The following is an 18,663-nucleotide window of genomic DNA, read 5'->3' on the forward strand; positions in this document are numbered from 1 at the left end:
AACCTCCATATCGTCTTTAATTATAAAACAAAAATCTTCTCTGTTTTTGTCCTCTAATTTTTAATCTTTTTTAAAGGAACATCTTCAAAGATATGTGTGTCTTTTTTTGAATAGTCTGTAAGAATTTTAAGATTTGATTTTGTTTTTTTAAGAAGGTCTGTAAAATTTGTGTGATGAAATCTTTTAAAATCAGATTCAGTCCCTAATACTAGTATATTTTCGGACGATTCTCTTATCATCTGTTCTAATTTTCCTAAAATTGAATTTCTTCCTTGTAGTGTTTGAAATTTATTGTCTTCTGATGTTTCCTTATTTCCACTATATTTTGGAATTAACTTCCATAATTTTATAATGTCTTCTTTTCCCGTTTCTAATTCGCTGATTCTATTTTTTTGATTATTTACTAAGATTGCAATGGATTCACTAATTCCAACAGCATTAAATTTTGTTGGTTTGCCAAACACTGAAAAAATAATCCCTTTTTGTTGTAGGACACTAAGTAAATGATATGTCTCTGTTCTTGGAATTTTAAGAGATTTTGATATCTCTGAAGCTGTTTTAATGCCTAATTTGCTTAGAAATATGTATACTTTAGCCTGATTTGGTGTTAAATCATAATTTACAAGCAATCTGTTTATTTCATTTATTGGACTATCTGTTTCAAACATCTCTGTAAGCGATTCACTTGTCATTAGTAATTATTACAATTTTTGTAACATAAGCGAATGTATGTTATTACGTGTTACAGATCAAAGATTAGGCGTAGTTTTGATCATGTTTGAGAATTATCTGATAAATAGACTCAGTATGATGTCTCCTTGTAATAACTGTATGATGAATCCTCCTGTGATTAGAAGTAGATAGGGTATTCCTGGAGTAATCCATGTATTTGGTTCTGTACAATATTCTTCGTTTTCTGCATGGTGGATTGTAAGGTTTATCTTTTTTTTACCTTTTTCAATTTTTTCAATTGAAAAACAAAATTTAGGATTTTTGGCTTTATATCCTATTAACATTGCACAAATTTTTTTAAATTTTGTTTCTTCAAACCCCTCAAAAATATTCTCATGTTTTATGAGTGCTGCTGAATTTCTAATCACGTTGATGATAAATGGTAAGATAAACAGCACTGCAGCATTTGATAATGTTGTAAATGGTGTTACTGGATTTTCAGAAAATGTGGCCATTGGTGCAATTACTGCTAATGCAATTAACGCAAATGCATCTGCCCCTCCAAATAAGCCAATTCTCCAAATGAAAATCACAAACGGTGCTATGATTAACGCTATTCCGAGATAAAGTAAATGCGGTAAGATATCTGAATTTATAAAAACTAATAAAAATCCAATACTTCCAAACACTATCCAAAAATAATCGTGAATTTCTCTTTTCCAAATATCAATTATGGATCCTACTATTAGCATAATGAGTGCTAATCCAATTCCAATGTTATCGTAATTCAATAATTCAAACAAGTTGTTATTCTCTTTATCGTGCTCTGATTTCTTTTATATTTCTAGGCAAAATGTTATTTTGATATTTCATATCTTTAAAATAAATTTATGTTCAACGATTTCTTATCTCTGATATTTTTTCTTTAATTCCTTCAAATTTCTCACCAATGTTTAGCTTATCTGCAATGCCTAACTTTTCAGTTATAATTTCCAATTTTTCTGCACGCTTTAAAATAAACACTGCAACCCCAATCGCTACAGGAATTATTATGTAGATCATATTTGAATCATTTATCATAAATTCTTGTTCTACAGGTGTTTCAACTACCGGCATGTTTAGTATTTGTGCTGTTTTTGAAATTGTAGATGAACTAAAACCATTTCCTGAAACTGTTGCGGAGATAGCTATTGTATCTTTATCATTGGCAAGAATGTTCATTATTGCTACCCCCTCATTATTGGTGCTGTCATCTGATTGTAGTATTTCTCCCCCAATTGCAACCCATTCCACATTAAATCCGCCTAACGCTGTATTAATTTCGGGAATTGTTACAGACAGTTTTGCTTCTAAACGTTCATTCCAATTCATACCTCCAAGTAAATCTAAAGATACTATTGGACTAATATCTACAATATTGATATTATATTTTGATAAAGGCAAATCTTCAGATAATAATGCAATTTCAATCAAACCCTCATCACGTGATTCTAGTTTTATTGTGTTAAAGTATTCTCCTTTTTTTATTGTAATCTCTTCTGGAATTTCTAAAACTGATTCATCATTTGATACTATTTTTATTAAAATGTCGTTTTTTGCATACACCGGATTCCCTGCTGAATCTAGCAATTGAATTGTAGCTAAGCTTTCAGAGTTTGCCAAAAGATTTTCTGCAAATGACATGTGCATTTCTGCAGGATCTGTAGTGTGACTAGTTGCTGCCATGGTTCCTTCAAACTGACCTGCTTGAAAAGATAATGTAGCATCTCCAATTTCATCAGTTAATAAATTTAACAACACATATGGTTGGTTCTTTTTGATTATTTCGGGTTCAGTGTTTGCAAAATCATTTGCAGATAAAGTTAGAACTGAATCCTCGATAAATGGAGTTACGCCACTTCTTCCATTCTCTTCTTCCTCATCTTCATCATCAGTTGTAGTTGTAACTGATTCTTCTTCTGTTTCTAGCAAATATGCAATTATTGGAAATTCACTTCCTACTAAAATCACTGGAACTAATGGCTCAACAGTTAAACTGATATCTTCTTTGATCGGTCCTATCGGGTTGCCTGGTACTGTTTTTACTCCTTGATTATCTGTAATGTAAAATGATATTGGATCATCATGAGCAACAGTTCCGGTATTTCCAAAAACTAGTGCAATATTATCCCCTTTTTTCATAATTGGATTAATTGGGTTAACTGTACTTGATTTTGAAGACGCAAAATTTATCTCATAATCTTGTTTAGCAGTTACTGGTACTGTAACTGTTACCAGTTCTCTGTCTGATGTACCTGACGTGCTACTTCCTGTCTTTCTTGAAACTACCGTGTCTGTCTCAAAATAAGTTACAGCGATCAGTTCTTTTTCTCCAGTAGTTAAAAATGGAAGTGCAGTTGTAATTGATGGCCCCTCTCCTTCTAAAGCACCAACCTCATCATGAGTTACAGTAAATGAAGCTCCCTCTGTAAGATAGTTATTAGTTGAAATAAACATTTCAAATGTCTGTGCATCAGATGTGGTAAATTCTCCTAGATTTGGTCTAGGAGTGAATGTCGTATATGCTGAATACGTTCCTTTTTTGATTACTAATTCTTGATTGCTGAATTGAATTTCCTCAAAGTCATGACTTGTGTTAATTGATACATCTGGATTTTCTACTCCTAATTTCATATGAATGTCTTCCTCAGCTTTTACGGGAGATCCATCGCCATCATGTAATTGTACTATTGCATACCCTTTGGCACCACTGTAACTACTATATGTTTCGGGAATTACAAACAATTTAACTTGTAATGGGTCTGTTGGTTTACGTACTTTCACAAATTCACTCACTTTTTTCATATTTTCAGCACTTGCAAAAATAATTGCATCCCCTGAATTTATTAAATCAAATTCTGTTATGGCAAAGTATTCTCCTTTCTTAATTGTCAGTTCTTGATTTCTTATACTTATTGTATCTTTATTTGGAGTTTCTATTTTTATTGTCATGTCTTCTGGTGCAATTGTCGGTAACCCTCCCGTTGTTGCTAATTCTACAGTTACATAACCAAATCTTGGTCCATCTATTGGAAAATCATTTGGAGTGATTTTCATTAATATCTGAGTTGGATGATTATTATTATTGAATACTTCCAAAGTTATTTCTTTTGATGAAAACCCCGGTGCTGCCAACGCGATATTGGCAATTCCTGGTTTCATTGCTTTAATTTGTACATTCTTTGTATATCCGTTATTATTTTCTTCCACATTAATTATTTGTATGATTGAATTATCTGAACTTGTCACTTTGAGATTATCTATTGATTTTGGCACCATCATTCCATTTGAAGCAACAAAAATCTGTAATGTGCCTACCGTATTTTCTAATAATTTTTCAGGATGTAGTTGATATCCAAATTCCGCTGTTGTTTGAGCATAAGCTGGTGTGATAAACATGATACAAACCACTACTAATATCAAAAAAATTACTTTCAATCTATAGAAAATTGCTACATTTTTGATATATCAACCAGTGTGAAACATTACAATACATACTGATTCTAACCAAATATCGTGCCTACACTAAATATTTTTGATTGAATTACTGCTATTGATATCATTGAAATTATTATTAGAATTATAGAATGTCTGAATCCTGCCGAATACGATCCTGTAGTGATTTTCCCTAAAAATAATCCAGATAACCATGCTTGAACCAAGATGGCTATTCCTAATAATTCAAAACGGGCATTTGATTCCATCTGGAGTGTGTTTTTCTTTACTTCATCTGCTTCTAGGCCTGTCCCTATGCCAGTAAGTGAATCAATCACTAGCAATGTTGTAAAACTGGTAATTCCTACTAGCATAAAACCTACTAGTACATACGGTTTTAACATGTCTCTTTTTGATTTTTCTATGTTTCGAATTTTTTCTGAAATACTTGCTAATGTATCTAATGTGTTGACGTTACCTCCACCCGATGAAATTATTTCAAACAAAACTCTGAAATTAATTAAAATCTGAAAGTCTGTAGTTTCTTTTTTAATAAATTGAAAAATATTTTCTAGTGTCATACCCCACTCTAGTTTGTTTGAAATGCCATTTGCCACTTTATTGAATAATCCGTAGTCCTTTCTTTTTGTTGCTCGAATAACACATTTTTCAGGACCTAGACCTGCTTTTCTTGCTTCTGCAACATCTCTGAGAATTATCGCTGCTGCTGATTCTGCATCAAGGGAGAATTGATATCTGCTCTGGAATTTTATTGCGGGCCATACTGCCGATACAATTAATGCCCCTCCTAAAATATACAAATTATAATCAGGTATTATTTTTAGAAAAATTATTGCAGTTGCTGCAATAATCCCTGGAATTCCAAACATTATAATTTTTTTCAAGTCTATCTCGTCAATCTTTGATTTGTTTATTGATTTTGCAAGAAACAAAAATAATCCAGAAATTATTGGAGGCATTAAAATTACAAAATAAATTGGATCAATATCTGTCTCCAATGGAGGTGCTCCTGTTATGCCTCCCGTAGTTGTAGCAGTGACTATGATGTATACTGCTAAAATGACGATTTGCATTGTTAGATACGTATCTACAAGTGCTTTGACTTGATCCACTAACCCTTTTTGGGCATTCTCATAAAGATCAAAAGCACTAGTCATTTTAGTTTTAAGATAATTTACCACGTCTCCTCCACTTTGAATGGCAGATACATATCCACTAAGAAACTCTCCAAAATTTGAAGGCCCTTTGTCTTTTACTTCTGCCATTACAGTTAATGGGTCCATGCCTAAAATATCGATCTTTTTTAAAATCTTCATTGCTTCTTTTCTAACATGTGGTAAAAGTTCCATATCTTTGATTTTAATAAAAATTGAATATGGCCCAAACCCACTTGTTGAAAGCAACGTAACTATTGTAATGAAAAAGGGTAGTTCAGAATCTATTTTTTATTTAATTTTTTTTGCTTATCTTTTTGCTCAAAGCTTTTTAAAAAAGACATCTATCCACCATACTCGATTTTTTTCATCAACGCTTCTGGGTCTCTATAATATTTTCCAATGTTTTCTGCTACTTTGGCATAACTTCTAATTCCACGTTGTAATAGCCATTTTATGACTCTCTTCCTTTTTTCATATTCTTCTGATATTTGCTCCCTGTCTCTTCCTGTTTGCTCTGCAATTCTATGTAGCATTACACTATCTTCTAATCGTGCATCAAAATAATCTGATTTTGGATCCCATTTGAATGCTGAATGATAAACATCCGCAGTGTTGAGTTCCTGAACTGATATTGCTTTTCTAGTGCTTTTTCCATCATGTCCTTTTACTCTTCTAATTACTATTGCACAATTCATCAAAGATAGATATGATGCTGGAATGTCCATCGGTTTCTGTTGTAATCTTTTACCTGCTGATTCTAAACTGTCTGCGTGCATTGTACAAAGACCACCGTGTCCTGTTGCCATAGCCTGAAACATCACATATGCTTCTGCACCTCTAATTTCTCCTACCACAATATAGTCCGGTCTGTGTCTTACACCTGATTTTATAAGATCATACAGTCCAATTTCACCTTCGCCACTTGGACCAAATCCTGTTCTAGCAACTAGGCTAAACCAGTTTTCATGTTTAATGTTAATTTCAGCTACGTCCTCAACAGAAAATATTTTGTAGTCTGGATTGACTAGTCCCGTTATTGCGTTTAAAATAGTAGTTTTTCCGCTGCCTGTAGATCCTATGACCATAATTGACATTTTTGCTTCCATTAACATCCACAAATATGCTGCAACATCTACACTGATAGTTCCAAACGATATTAGATCCACAACCGAATATGGATCTTGTTTGAATTTTCTTATTGTAAAGCTTGTTCCCTTTGGAGTGACCTCTTTTTGATACAATACTGAAATTCTATGATTTCCTTCTAATGCTAAATCTGAAATTGGGTATGCTGAACTGATGTGTTTTCCTGCTCTGAATACTATTCTGGATACAAATGAATTGAGTTTTGCATCTTGAAATTTTATGTTACATGGAATGCTGTCATATTTTCTATGCCATACATAGATTGGAGCATCTATTCCACTACAGCTTACATCTTCTATATTTGGATCATGCATAATTGGATCGATTAATCCAAAACCTGCAATATCTCGTTCTAGATAATATTTTACCTTTTCCATACTTGCAAGGGGATAATCTTGAAATAATTTTGTATTGTCTTTAATGGTCTTATTTACAAATGACATGAACCCAAAATCTTTTTCAATATTTTCTGGAGAATCTAGGTTTTCTTCTATTAATCTGTATAATTGATTGTAAATTATTTCTTCTTGTTGATTTAGTTTTGTTTCGTCTACTTGATACGATATGCTTCCATTTTCTTGGTCTTGTAAAATATTTGCATAGCTAAATGGCGCTTTTAATGGGTAGTTTTCAATTAATGTTGTTCCCTTTGGAGTTTCATTTTTTAATTCACTTAGAAAATCACTTTTAAGAAATGTTTCTAAACTCTGCTCTTCTTTGTTTTTGCCCATTATATTCAATGTTTATTCTTAATTTTTTGATATATCAACCAGTATGAAACATTACAATACATACTATTGGCAAAAAATGTCTTTCTTTTTATTATATTTTAAAAATACGAATTGGATAAGATTTGAAAAAATTCCCCTTACCCTAGGACTTTCCTTCTACGGTTACGCTTTGTGGTGCACCTGTTTTACCTGCAAATATGTTGACACTAGCACTTGCACCAGAATCCAGTGATGTCAGAGTGCCGTTATTCAATTTGAAGTAAATAACTGCTGCTTGACCTGGTGTTAATGCTACTGGTCCATTACCTGGATCTGCACATATTCCTTCAGTTGTTGTCTCTGTTGATACAAGATCAATTGATATGAAATCTGCACCTGCAGGACATACTGGGTTATTTACCTGTCTAGCCATACTTCCAGTTCCACTAGTTGCTGCCCACCCCGTATGGTTTAATGATTGTTGGAATGTTGCTGAACTTATTGTGGTGTCTGGGAACCATTGGGTAAATGGCACGTCTGTACCTCTGATTTGGATTTTGTCTACTGAAACGACTTTATCCCCCGTATTTCTTATTTTAGCTGCACCAATAGCTATACCGTTTGTATCAGTGCTGTGTACCCATACTTTTGCCCCTGATACTGAAATTGATTCTGTTTGAGTACCGCCTTGGAAAAGACTGGCACCATAAAGAACAACTCCTGAACCAAGTACAACTGATGCCACCAATATGATGACTGTTGTAAGTACTGTACTTAATGCACGACTTTTGTTTAGCTTTGGTTTCATTTTGTTAGTTGAACTTTTCTTCATCCATTTAGGTATTGTCCTAACTTCCCACTATTGGAATTTTGTATATTCTATATGTAAACATAAATTACATACAACGTGTAAATGTTATTTTTATTGATTTTATGTATCTTCGCCTGATATTCTAGCATATGCAGAAATAAATTTTGCAACTGTTTTACGAAGACTTTCATAAGGAATGCAAAGATTAAACACCTTTGTGATTCCTTCTGGCAATCCTATTGCAATCACTGTGATTCCTTTCTTTCTTGCTTCTAATATTGCATCTTCCATATCTTTATTGTTTCCTAACGTTCCAACTTGTTGACCATCTGTAATTAAAAAAATAAATTTTTTTTCAATATTTTCCCTTTCTAAAATTCTTGTACATAGTTTTACCGCATCTCCTATAAAAGACAATCCTGTAATTTCTATTCCTCCAACTCTTGATCTTGCAGTTTGATCATATTTTTCATAATGATCTTTTACTATTCTGAAATTATTATTAAAAGTAAAAAACCCCCACTTGCCGTTTTTTGAGTTTACATCATTGGCAGCTTCTCCAAGTGCTATTGCAAATTTTTTCATCTCATCAAATTTTAGTCTCATGCTAGAACTTGTATCTAAAACTACTGCCCATTCTTCTTCTATTTTCCTATAATCGTCTTGCTCAAAGATCTGAATGCTGTTATTTTGAGCTGCAACTGCCTGAATTGCTGCCTGCATTTGCAACAGTCCCATATCTTCCGGTATGCCTTCATCCATTATGTTTGGAACCAACTTCATTTGACTGCTCATCTTTTTCAAAAACATATGGGTCGCATTTCTTAGTCTCAAATACTCTCCAATGTTTTCTGGAGCAAATTCAATTTTGTCAAAATTTAGATCATGTGTCAAACCACCATATTTTTTCCTCGTTTTATCTCTACGTTTTTGCTGTTCAAACCAAATATCTATAAAATTCTGTACATTCTTCTCCACTGTTCCGGATGGATTTATTGTGACATTTTGTTTCCAATTGATTGCATTATTTTGTTGAGTATAATGATCAACATATGGGGCATTTTCTTCTTCAATAATATTTTGATTAAAATATAATTTATCTGCAATTTCAATTATCTTATTTTTATCTTTAGAGTCTAGTTTTATAATGTTGTTTTTAATTACATCCTCAATTTTTTTCTTTGAACCAAACCTATCAATAAATTTATTTCTTTTATATGTTAATTTGTCTTGAATATTTTTTTCATTAATTATTTTAAATGCATTATTAATTTTGTTTATTCCTTGATAATATTCCGGAAAAAATGTTTTTAAGAAATGATTTATTTTAATGTCTTCTATTTTTTCTATTGTTTTGTATGCTTTATCTTTATCTTTATCTTTAATCCAATTTTGGTATTTGCTAAAATCAGTTACACTTGCATGTGCTGCCGCATGACAAACAGTAGCAAAAAATAAATTCCATATTGTTTGTGCTCCCGACTCGTATTCTGAAAAGACAATTCCCTCGTAGACACTATGCCCATTAATTTTTCGTGGCATGGGTAAATATACGGTCATTATTGGCAAATAATCTATTTTTGGAAAATGAATTGTATCTAAAAAAAATAGATCTATCTCAGTCGGTTTTTTTCCACATATCTCAAAAAAGATTTTATGTGCTACATCCTCTACTCTTTCTTTCATTTAATCACACTTTTCGATTTCGTTGTGCTATTTTTCCTTCAATTACTTTTTTAATTATCTGTCTTACTTCGTCTTGTACTTCTGGATCATCGCTAGTCATTGGAACCAAAGTTTCATTTCCGCCTTGTAAAATATCAACTCCATCTGAACAGATCTTTGCCCAATTTACTAAATCCCCCACTGATGGCCCATAAGGAAGATCTCCCATTTTGTATTCTTGTCTTAATTTTGCACCTATTCTTACAATTATTTCAGCATCTTCTAGAGAAATTCCGCCTCTTTCAGAGACCATCTTGAATTCTTTTTCATCGATATTATCTCCTACACTCATATAATCAAAATTCAACCAGACACTCATTCTTCTCCTCATAGCTGCGTTGATTGGTTTTGTACCTGCAAATTCTGATGATACTGGGTTCATGCTAATTATCATGTATGCATGTTTATGTCTGTGAATAATTTCACTATCTTTTTCTGTAAGTACCATGTGTCCTCTTTGGTCTAGCAATGGGTTTAACTTTGTTGCAACGTCTTGTTTCATCATGTTTGCCTCATCAAGATATAGTATTCCGCCTTTTCTACACCATCCAGTAATTAATCCATCAATCCAATTCTCTTTTCCCAATCCAACATATCTTCCAAAAAGATCAAAGACAGATGTGGCCAAACCACAGTTGATTTCCCACATTGGAAGTCCAGCCAATTCTGCCACCAAGTATACGATATGTGTTTTACCAGTTCCACTGGGACCAATTAATGCGCATTGTTTGAAAAATTTTAATGCTCTTCCAATTCGCTCCACATAATGTTCTCCATTATCTAGATATGGTGGCGTGTCTTTTGGTATCATGTCATCCATTTCTGGAGGAAATATCATGTCTGAAGAATCCATGTATTTTTTAAAATCATACATTTTTGATAGTTTGTGCGTGTCTTTTTTTATCTTGGATATTGATACTGAGAGATTTACCTTGTCTGAATTTATTTTTGAATGATTAACTGATGATATCACTCTATTTTGCTCCATGCGTAGATTGCTTATGTGGTGATATGGTTAATGCTGTTATGTGTGTGCTGATATTACATACACATTGTTTAATGAATTTCAAGATACAATTAATCAGATTGAACATACAAGTTGACTTGAATTCTATATCCATGAGTAAAAATGACCCGAAAAATAACGTATTTCATAAATATGATGTAGAGGCAACAATTGATGAAATCGAAAATGCCGAGACACATTCTACTTTCAAGTACGGATTTACAATTTTATCAAACCCAAAAAACGTCCGCCTAACAATTGAAGGCATGGCCAAAATATCCGGGGATGTGAAAGAAAGAGACGACATTCTTGCCAAGGATGAAAACGACGTTCCCAAGATTTTATCTGTGATTTATCAGGAACTATTTCCAACATTTTTTTTGCTTTCAAAAAGTCTCAATGTCTCATGTCCTCCTATCCAAATTGGTGGAATGGGCGCAGGTAATGCATCTGAAGCAATTGATGAGATCGAAGACATCTCTACAACACAAGAAAACATGACCGAAGTTGCAGAACCTACAGATGAATCAGAATTAGAAAACCCAGACATTATTCAACCAAACTTGTGATTATGATATCTTCTACACTATCAATAATGCCAGATCTAAATTTTATAATGTCTAAGATTTCTCTTAGAAATAATAACCGATTTCACTTTAATTCCAGACGAGCACTTGCAAACGTTGTAACTAGTGCCATAATCCTATCTGCAGTGAGTATTATGGGTGTGGCGATGCTTGGATGGTCAAATAGTAGCTTGACTACACAAAAACAAGCAATGGAAGAAACATTTTCCACTCAAATGAATAAAATAAATGAAGATATTATTTTTGAAAATGTTTGGTTTTCCACTACTTGTCCTGGAAATTGTATTAACGTTACATTGTCTAATGTTGGAACACTGGGACTAAATGTAACACAGATGACGTTAATTGATCGAACAACTTTAGAGGAATTGCAAATTTTTTCATATGCTGATGCAGGAATTGTTTCATCTGGTACGTTTTCAACAAATGCAACATATTCATGGACGTCTGGAGAAGACATAGGCATAATTGTATTCACAGAAAGAGGAAATCAGTTCACTACTCAGGTAATAGCACCATGAGAAAACACCGTGGATTAAGTACAATAGTTGGAACCGTATTTCTTGTGGCAGTAGTTATTGGTACGCTTTCTTATGTCACTTATAGCATGAATGTATTGGGAAACTTTTCTGAATCATTAATTGTAGAGGAGAAAAGACAAAAAGATCAAAAAGATGAGGCATTTGAAATTACATCCATAAGTGTGAATCAAAACAAATTAGGTGGTATTGTAAAAAACACTGGCGAGATTCCCATTAGAATCACCAATCTATATGTTGATGAGCAAGGAGTAAACGACGATGTTCAAAAGTTTGTAATCGATGACGATATCTTGCCTGGTAATACAATTAATTTGCTAGATTTTATTGATTATACGGTAGATCCAACAAAAGGATACAACGTAAAACTTGTCTCATCTAGAGGTGCTGTTCAAACAGTTTACATAAACTCTCCATCTTCTGAAAGTCTTTTGATGAATATACGGGCAGTTCCAGAGTTTATACCATCTGAATTTACAACAACTATCTTGTACAGCATAGTCAATAACATGTCAAATAACAACGTATTATACAATGTGACTCCTCAACTGACAATTGATGATGTTGTTGGAGCAGATGTAGCTTCAATTCGTTCTGGTCCAATTCCTGCATCTTATCCTGTATTGGCACCTGGTGATATAGCTATTTTTGAATATGTTGTTCAAATGACTGGAGCTGTTGATGATTCTGCAATATTTAATGCTACGATATCAAATGGAGTTGAAGGAAATTTTGTAACTACTACTTCAACTGTGCGTGAAGTAACTGTTGCAACACAGGCAGGTACAGCACTGGAATCTTTTGGTTTGTCAAATATGTTGGGTCAACAAGTAGACCTTATGTACTTTCATGACGAATCCAACCTTACACCAAATAGTGAATACCAAATGGATTCTGCAGATCCTTCTGGTGGTGGAAGCATGATTGATCCTCGAAGTGGAGACGTTGAATTTCTAAGTGCGTCTACATCCTCATCTACTATTATTGTTAACGGAACTTGGAATATGCGACTTTCTTATTGGAGTGATTTAACACCTGTCGGTGTACCTGCACCTGATGTGGCATTTCACTTTAACTGTTTTCCATGTGGTGGAAGTGATGATATATCTGAATCTACTGGAAACATAAATAATGATGATTTTGACAGAGTAAATAGTGTGTCATTGATTTCATCGGGAGGTCCTGATGACAATGCATATTATGATTTTGATGGAAGTGACGATTACCTATCCTCAGAATGGGATGAATGTTCGGAATACACTGATCACACATGTATTAATAGTGAGGCTGCAACAACTGCCGTCTGGTTTAGAATTCCTCCTTCCACTGATAACTATAATCCAATAGTTCATTGGGGAGATGATGGTAACGACGATGAATATGAGATTTCATTTGGTGACGGTGATGCTGCAAGTCATGGAAATATTCTCTTTATGTATAATACCGACGTTGGTAATGATATAACAAAATGTGAATCCCCAAGTACTTATGACTATGATGATGACCTGTGGCATTTTGCAGTAGGAGCTCGTAGTGGAGATGATGATTGTAAATTGTATATCGATGGAGTTCTAGTTGACAATACTGAAGAATGCATTGGCTGTGGTGGTTCTTCAGTAATGCAAGTAGATGGTACAGATAGTGTGTTTATAGGATATGATGGAGCAGGTAATGAGTTAGAAGGCGATGTTGCATCTTTTATGCATTGGGATAGCACTGAGTTAAATTCTGGCGATATACAAGAATTGTATTATACTAATTTTGGCAACAATGCTACACGACTTACTTGGTCAATTATTAGAACTGATGCAAACGGTGTTGATCAGGAGACAATCTACAGTGGCATTCACCAGTTATCTTTTGCAGATCCTCAAATCAAATCTACCAGTGGAGGGACTCGATATGACTCTTTTTCAAATGATAACACATATGAAAAATACTCATTTTACAATGCAACATTTACCACTGTTGCAAATGCCACACTAAATACCGGTGATAGAATAAAATCTGTCTTGTCTTGGCCTGGTGATAATCAAAATTTACCAATTAACATAAGAATTGATGACGATGATAATTCATTTATTCTCCCTGATTCAACTAGCTATATTCAAACACCATATGTGACACCAATACTTCCATCATATACCATTATTGATAATGATGAGCAAGTGAGTTATGTTATATTTAATAGTGGACCAAATGGGGCATGGTTTACTTATGGGGGAACCCGGTTTGTTGTAACTTTGCCTGATGGGACCGCCTCTTATGCAGGAATAGTTGATACTGTTAATGGTACTGCAGTACTCCCAACACAAGACAGCATATTCATACCTGATCAAAACTCCGCAGAATTTGTTTTTGAGATATTATCAAATCCACCACAACTTAATGCTGCATCACAATATCGGGCGCCTCCTGGTGATTATTATGCATCAGTGTTCCTGAGTGGGTTTGATGACAGTGGGGAAACCTTTCTTAGAACCATTGATCTAGGGTCTGTCCATATTCAAGATTGAGCCTACCTGTTATCCTGTAACATTAGAATACATACAACTTTTAATGTAATTTTCAAGTATTAGAAAATCAATGCAATCTAGCGAATCTACCGATCCTAACAATCCTGTATCCAGTGAATCTGCTACCACTATGCCTGTTGATCCGTTGGCATCTAACGCAGGTACCTTGACTCAGCTAAATACGTTGATTGAGGAATCTATGCAAATCTATGAACTAGAAGACCAAAAAACAAACATCATAGAGGATCTGCATAATGCATTAAAAATAATTACAGAATTTCTAAGTTTTTCAGTTAACATTCATCCTGAAATATTCAATCTTCCTTCAGATGCCAACATAGTTTTGTTACCTAATTTAGAATTAAACATTAAGCTAGCAAATGGTAAAACAGAGACTAAAAAATTCACAGATTATTCCCCTGAAACAATCACACAAATAATTGAATACATCACACCACAATTAATAGGATTAATCCAAACACAAAAGACGTATCTGACAGAAAAGATTACTTTCTTAAGAGCTGCCACAAAACAACTAAACGTACTTTCTCAATTAAAAGAAAACCTGCCAAGTAAAATTCCTGTAACGGAGATTCCGGAAAATATTGAATAAATTAATTCGCAGATATAATACAGTCAAAGATTTAAAGTCAAATCTTGAAAAAGAGATTGATGAAACAGAGCAATCAATAAATGAATATTCTAATGTTTTAGGTAACAAAATTAGATTAAATGAAGAATTCTCCAAAGATGATCCTGAGTTTTTGGAACTAAAATCAAAACTAGAAAACAATCCTGCGGACAAAAAGAAAACAGATACAAAAATAGACGATTCTAAAAACAACGATAAAAAAAAATCTGAAAAAAAGATGGTTGAAAAACCAAAAAAACAGTCCAAAAAAGATAGTGAGCATTGGTATAATTTGGATCAAATAATGGTGTATAATGGAATTGGACTCAAAGGGGAATTAGAATTGTATTTCAAGGCAATAGATGACCTAAAATCAAAACTAGAAACCCTTCAAAGAACATTATCTGCATTGAACAATATTATTGAAAAGGGACTTAAAGACGATATGGCGTGCATTGCATTTCATGGCTCAAATGGACCACTTCAAATATCCTTTTTAAAAACAAGCGATATTAGGAAAAACTTTTCATTCAAATCGATCTACTCTGGAACTGCAATTTCTCAAGAAAGTATTATAAAAATAGGAATATAGTGAATTTTTATGTTAAATAGTCTAAAATTATATAATAATTTCATGTTTAAAGATATTAAGAAATACGATCGATCCGATCAAAACTTCTTAGCTATATCACAATATAGTCTAGTCTTTTCTTATTGAGGATCCAGAAAAAACATGACCACAGAAATACAAACTTCGATATTTGACTCTACGCCAGACACACAGTTGTATGAGTACAAACTATCCCTTGATAAAGTTCAAGCAGAACTCTTACAATATGGTTTGACATCAAATCAAAGTAAAGTGTTTATTTATCTTGGAAAATATGGTGCAAAGACAGCACCTGAAGTATGCAAGGCCCTTAAATTACCTAGAACTGAAACATATCATTTACTATCAGCATTACAAAACAAAGGAATTGTTTCTGCAACGTTTCAACATCCGATTCAATTTACAGCATCCCCATTAAACAAAGCAATATGGATTTTAGTAAATGCTGAAAAAGAAAGAGTCAAATCTTTAGAGCATATGGAAAAAGGATTATCTGAATTATGGAATAACATTCCTACTTTTGACTCATTACATGATGAGGTTGAAGAAAAATTCCAAATGCTTCAAGGTGCAAATCAAATTCAATCAAAAATCACTGAAATGACTGATAACTTTAAAGATGAATTTTTAATTCTTGGTTCTGAAAAAGATTATATCAAATTATATCATGGTGAATTTTTAGAATCTTTTGTAAAATCAAAACAACAGTTTAGATTACTAAGTGCATGTTCAGATAAAACTACCTACATATTTGATAATCTGGAAAGAAAAAATATCAAAAAACTAGATAAAGACATTCAAAATCATTTATGCTTTATTCTAAAAGACGATTCTGAATTATTGTTCTTTACAAAGAATGCAAACTCTACGACAGAACCATTTGCAATGTGGACTAACTCAAAATCACTAGTATATTCAATGAAATTACTCTTTGAATCTCTTTGGACAAATTCAAAGAATATTCATTTGTAATAGTTTGTGTTAATTTTATTTGTTAGAATCAAACTAGTCTCTCTCTTTATATAGAAAATTCCATCTTCTCTCTTTGTAGATATGGATTCCACTTATCCCAAAGTCAAAACAGGCATTCCCGGACTAGATTCTATAATTTCTGGCGGATTAAAAAAGAACAGGTCTGTCATAATATCTGGCCCACCTGGCAGTGGAAAAACAACATTTGGATTGCAATTCCTGTATTCCGGTGCACGTGACTTTGATGAGCCAGGCGTATACGTAACAATGTCACAAAATATCGATGAGATAAAAAATGACTGCAAATCATTTGGCTGGGATTTTGATGATCTAATCAGCAAAGACAAAATCATGATGATTGATGCAAGACCGTTTAAGATTCAAGATGAGATGATTGGCAAAGATGATTCCCTATACAGGGGAGAGCAGATGCCATTTGAGCACTTGACAAAATTGCTGCTAAGCAGCATCAAAAGAATCGAAGCAAAAAGAGTGGTGATGGACTCTGTTACAATTCTTGCAATGCAGTATTTGGATAAATTTTACATGAGACAGGGTTTGCAAGGAATGATTCAGGCATTAGAAAATTATGGCGTAACTTCGCTGATAATATCAGAGCATTCAGAAAACAACGAGATTCCTTTGGAATGGTTTGTCACATCTGGGATTATTCAGCTCAGACATACAAGAAAAGAAGACACCATGGAAAGAACCATTCAGGTAACAAAGATGCGTGGAATCAAACACAGTCAGCAAATTCATCCAATTATTTTGGATGGCGATGGAATGCATATTCAACATCCTAGATTGACTCCTTAGGTTTTTTTCTGTTTTTTAATTTGTTGTAACACCATTGGCAAAAATGCACCGACATCAGTAACAATTCCTAATGCCTGCCAAGTACCCCTATCCATTAGCTTGGTAACTGTTGGCTGATTGATATCAACTACTACAACTTTGACGTTTGCAGGTAACATGTTACCAGTTGCAATAGAGTGCAACATTGTAGAAATCATAATTACCATATTTGCGTCTTTGAGCACTTTTTTGTACTCTCTTTGTGCCTCTGCAACATCTGTAATTACATCAGGTAATGGTCCGTCGTCTCGAATAGATCCAGCCAATACAAATGGGATTTTATTTTTCACACATTGATACATTATTCCACGTGTTAATTTTTTTGTCTTAACCATATTTGCAATAGACCCTGCACGAAAAACAGCATTTATGGTCTCCATATGATTTCGATGTCCACGATATGCCAAAGTTGCATCATGAACATTCATTCCTAGCGATGTTCCAAGTGTAGCATATTCTATATCGTGAACTGCCAAAGCGTTTCCAGCTAAAACTCCGTCAATAAACCCTAGTTTGATCAACTCTGCAACGGCATCAGCTGCACCTGTATGTACTATTGCAGGACCGCCTACAATTACAATTTTCCCGCCGTTCTTTTTTGTCTTGTAAATGTCCTCTGCTACTTTTTTTGCAATATGCTGAGTTGGTCTTTCACTAGAACTTGAGCTTCCCATAAATTCAAAAACATTAACACCTTCTCTTGGACGTTCAGGTGGCGTAATCTTTATTCCGCTTTCTCCAACAATGATGTTGTCTCCTTTTTTAACATCCCTTACAGGGACACAAAACGCTCTGTTGTTTTTTACTACAATGCATTTGTCCATCATCATATTTTCAACTTGAATCCATTGCTTATTGTGAAAAACTCGAGTATGGTTATTGGTGGTACTGTAAAAGTCATCTGGCATTACCATGTCTTTTGGTGCTTTTTTTAATGAAATTCCTTTTTGTATTTTTGAGACTGCTCCTTCACGATAAATTGTTTCTAAAATTTCATCTAGGTGTTTTTGATTCTTGCCGGTAACTGATAATCGTGCATATGATGGATCTTTTTTCTTTTTTCCTATGTTGATTTCCTCTACTTGAAATTCTCCGTGAAGATCCATTATCTTGTCAAATATTTTTGTTAAAATTGATGAGTCGATAAGATGCCCATCTACTTCAATCTCTTGTGTATATTTTGCCAATTGTTATTCTAAATCTGATGATAACAAAAGCTTTACGCTGA

16 protein-coding genes are annotated in these 18,663 nt (G+C 33.6%); 7 read left to right on the plus strand and 9 right to left on the minus strand.

Annotated features, from left to right (window positions below):
- Positions 1–53 precede the first annotated feature (53 nt).
- The 8 genes from DSQ20_RS04455 to DSQ20_RS04490 all read right to left on the minus strand — a co-directional run bounded on the left by DSQ20_RS04455 (position 54) and on the right by DSQ20_RS04490 (position 10,704).
- Entirely contained in the window at positions 54–692 is a 639-nt protein-coding gene (locus DSQ20_RS04455) for a TrmB family transcriptional regulator (protein ID WP_255458366.1), read from the minus strand.
- 93 nt (positions 693–785) lie between these two features.
- Entirely contained in the window at positions 786–1,463 is a 678-nt protein-coding gene (locus tag DSQ20_RS04460; protein WP_255458367.1) for an A24 family peptidase C-terminal domain-containing protein, read from the minus strand.
- A gap of 103 nt (positions 1,464–1,566) precedes the next feature.
- Positions 1,567–4,110: a hypothetical protein gene (locus DSQ20_RS04465; RefSeq protein WP_179366180.1), complete on the minus strand. Its 2,544-nt coding sequence runs from the start codon at positions 4,108–4,110 to the stop codon at positions 1,567–1,569.
- Between the two features lie 104 nt (positions 4,111–4,214).
- On the minus strand, positions 4,215–5,570 hold the full coding sequence (locus DSQ20_RS04470; RefSeq protein WP_255458368.1) for a type II secretion system F family protein: 1,356 nt from the start codon (positions 5,568–5,570) through the stop codon (positions 4,215–4,217).
- A gap of 95 nt (positions 5,571–5,665) precedes the next feature.
- Positions 5,666–7,201 carry a type II/IV secretion system ATPase subunit gene (locus DSQ20_RS04475; protein ID WP_179366181.1) on the minus strand — a complete coding sequence of 512 codons (1,536 nt, stop codon included), beginning with the start codon at positions 7,199–7,201 and terminating at the stop codon, positions 5,666–5,668.
- Positions 7,202–7,343: 142 nt separating this feature from the next.
- Entirely contained in the window at positions 7,344–7,988 is a 645-nt protein-coding gene (locus tag DSQ20_RS04480; RefSeq protein ID WP_179366182.1) for a hypothetical protein, read from the minus strand.
- Between the two features lie 123 nt (positions 7,989–8,111).
- Positions 8,112–9,677 carry a vWA domain-containing protein gene (locus DSQ20_RS04485; protein WP_179366183.1) on the minus strand — a complete coding sequence of 522 codons (1,566 nt, stop codon included), beginning with the start codon at positions 9,675–9,677 and terminating at the stop codon, positions 8,112–8,114.
- Positions 9,678–9,681: 4 nt separating this feature from the next.
- Positions 9,682–10,704: an AAA family ATPase gene (locus DSQ20_RS04490; protein WP_179366184.1), complete on the minus strand. Its 1,023-nt coding sequence runs from the start codon at positions 10,702–10,704 to the stop codon at positions 9,682–9,684.
- A 131-nt stretch (positions 10,705–10,835) separates the two neighbouring features.
- On the opposite strand from DSQ20_RS04490, the gene DSQ20_RS04495 reads away from it, so the two are divergent.
- From DSQ20_RS04495 to DSQ20_RS04525, 7 genes are all read left to right on the plus strand, one after another.
- Positions 10,836–11,291, plus strand: coding sequence for a hypothetical protein (locus tag DSQ20_RS04495; RefSeq protein WP_179366185.1), 456 nt, complete (start codon positions 10,836–10,838; stop codon positions 11,289–11,291).
- A 47-nt stretch (positions 11,292–11,338) separates the two neighbouring features.
- Positions 11,339–11,830, plus strand: a complete 492-nt coding sequence (locus DSQ20_RS04500) for a hypothetical protein (protein WP_179366186.1) — start codon at positions 11,339–11,341, stop codon at positions 11,828–11,830.
- On the plus strand, positions 11,827–14,364 hold the full coding sequence (locus tag DSQ20_RS04505; RefSeq protein WP_179366187.1) for a hypothetical protein: 2,538 nt from the start codon (positions 11,827–11,829) through the stop codon (positions 14,362–14,364). Before DSQ20_RS04500 ends, DSQ20_RS04505 begins: the two co-directional genes overlap by 4 nt.
- Before the next feature lie 70 nt (positions 14,365–14,434).
- A complete protein-coding gene (locus DSQ20_RS04510) occupies positions 14,435–14,977 on the plus strand; it encodes a hypothetical protein (RefSeq protein ID WP_179366188.1) in 543 nt (180 codons plus the stop codon).
- Positions 14,970–15,587: a hypothetical protein gene (locus DSQ20_RS04515; RefSeq protein WP_179366189.1), complete on the plus strand. Its 618-nt coding sequence runs from the start codon at positions 14,970–14,972 to the stop codon at positions 15,585–15,587. The genes DSQ20_RS04510 and DSQ20_RS04515 overlap by 8 nt, the downstream gene beginning before the upstream one ends.
- A gap of 141 nt (positions 15,588–15,728) precedes the next feature.
- Positions 15,729–16,577 (plus strand): TrmB family transcriptional regulator, encoded by an 849-nt coding sequence (locus DSQ20_RS04520; protein ID WP_179366190.1) that lies wholly within the window; start codon positions 15,729–15,731, stop codon positions 16,575–16,577.
- An 81-nt stretch (positions 16,578–16,658) separates the two neighbouring features.
- A complete protein-coding gene (locus DSQ20_RS04525; protein WP_179366191.1) occupies positions 16,659–17,396 on the plus strand; it encodes an ATPase domain-containing protein in 738 nt (245 codons plus the stop codon).
- On the opposite strand, the gene DSQ20_RS04530 is transcribed toward DSQ20_RS04525, so the two are convergent.
- Positions 17,393–18,622 (minus strand): TIGR00300 family protein, encoded by a 1,230-nt coding sequence (locus tag DSQ20_RS04530; protein ID WP_179366192.1) that lies wholly within the window; start codon positions 18,620–18,622, stop codon positions 17,393–17,395. The two genes, DSQ20_RS04525 and DSQ20_RS04530, sit on opposite strands and share 4 nt — an antisense overlap.
- Between the last annotated feature and the right edge of the window lie 41 nt (positions 18,623–18,663).

Source organism: Nitrosarchaeum sp. AC2 (assembly GCF_013407385.1).
Taxonomy (GTDB): domain Archaea; phylum Thermoproteota; class Nitrososphaeria; order Nitrososphaerales; family Nitrosopumilaceae; genus Nitrosarchaeum; species Nitrosarchaeum koreense.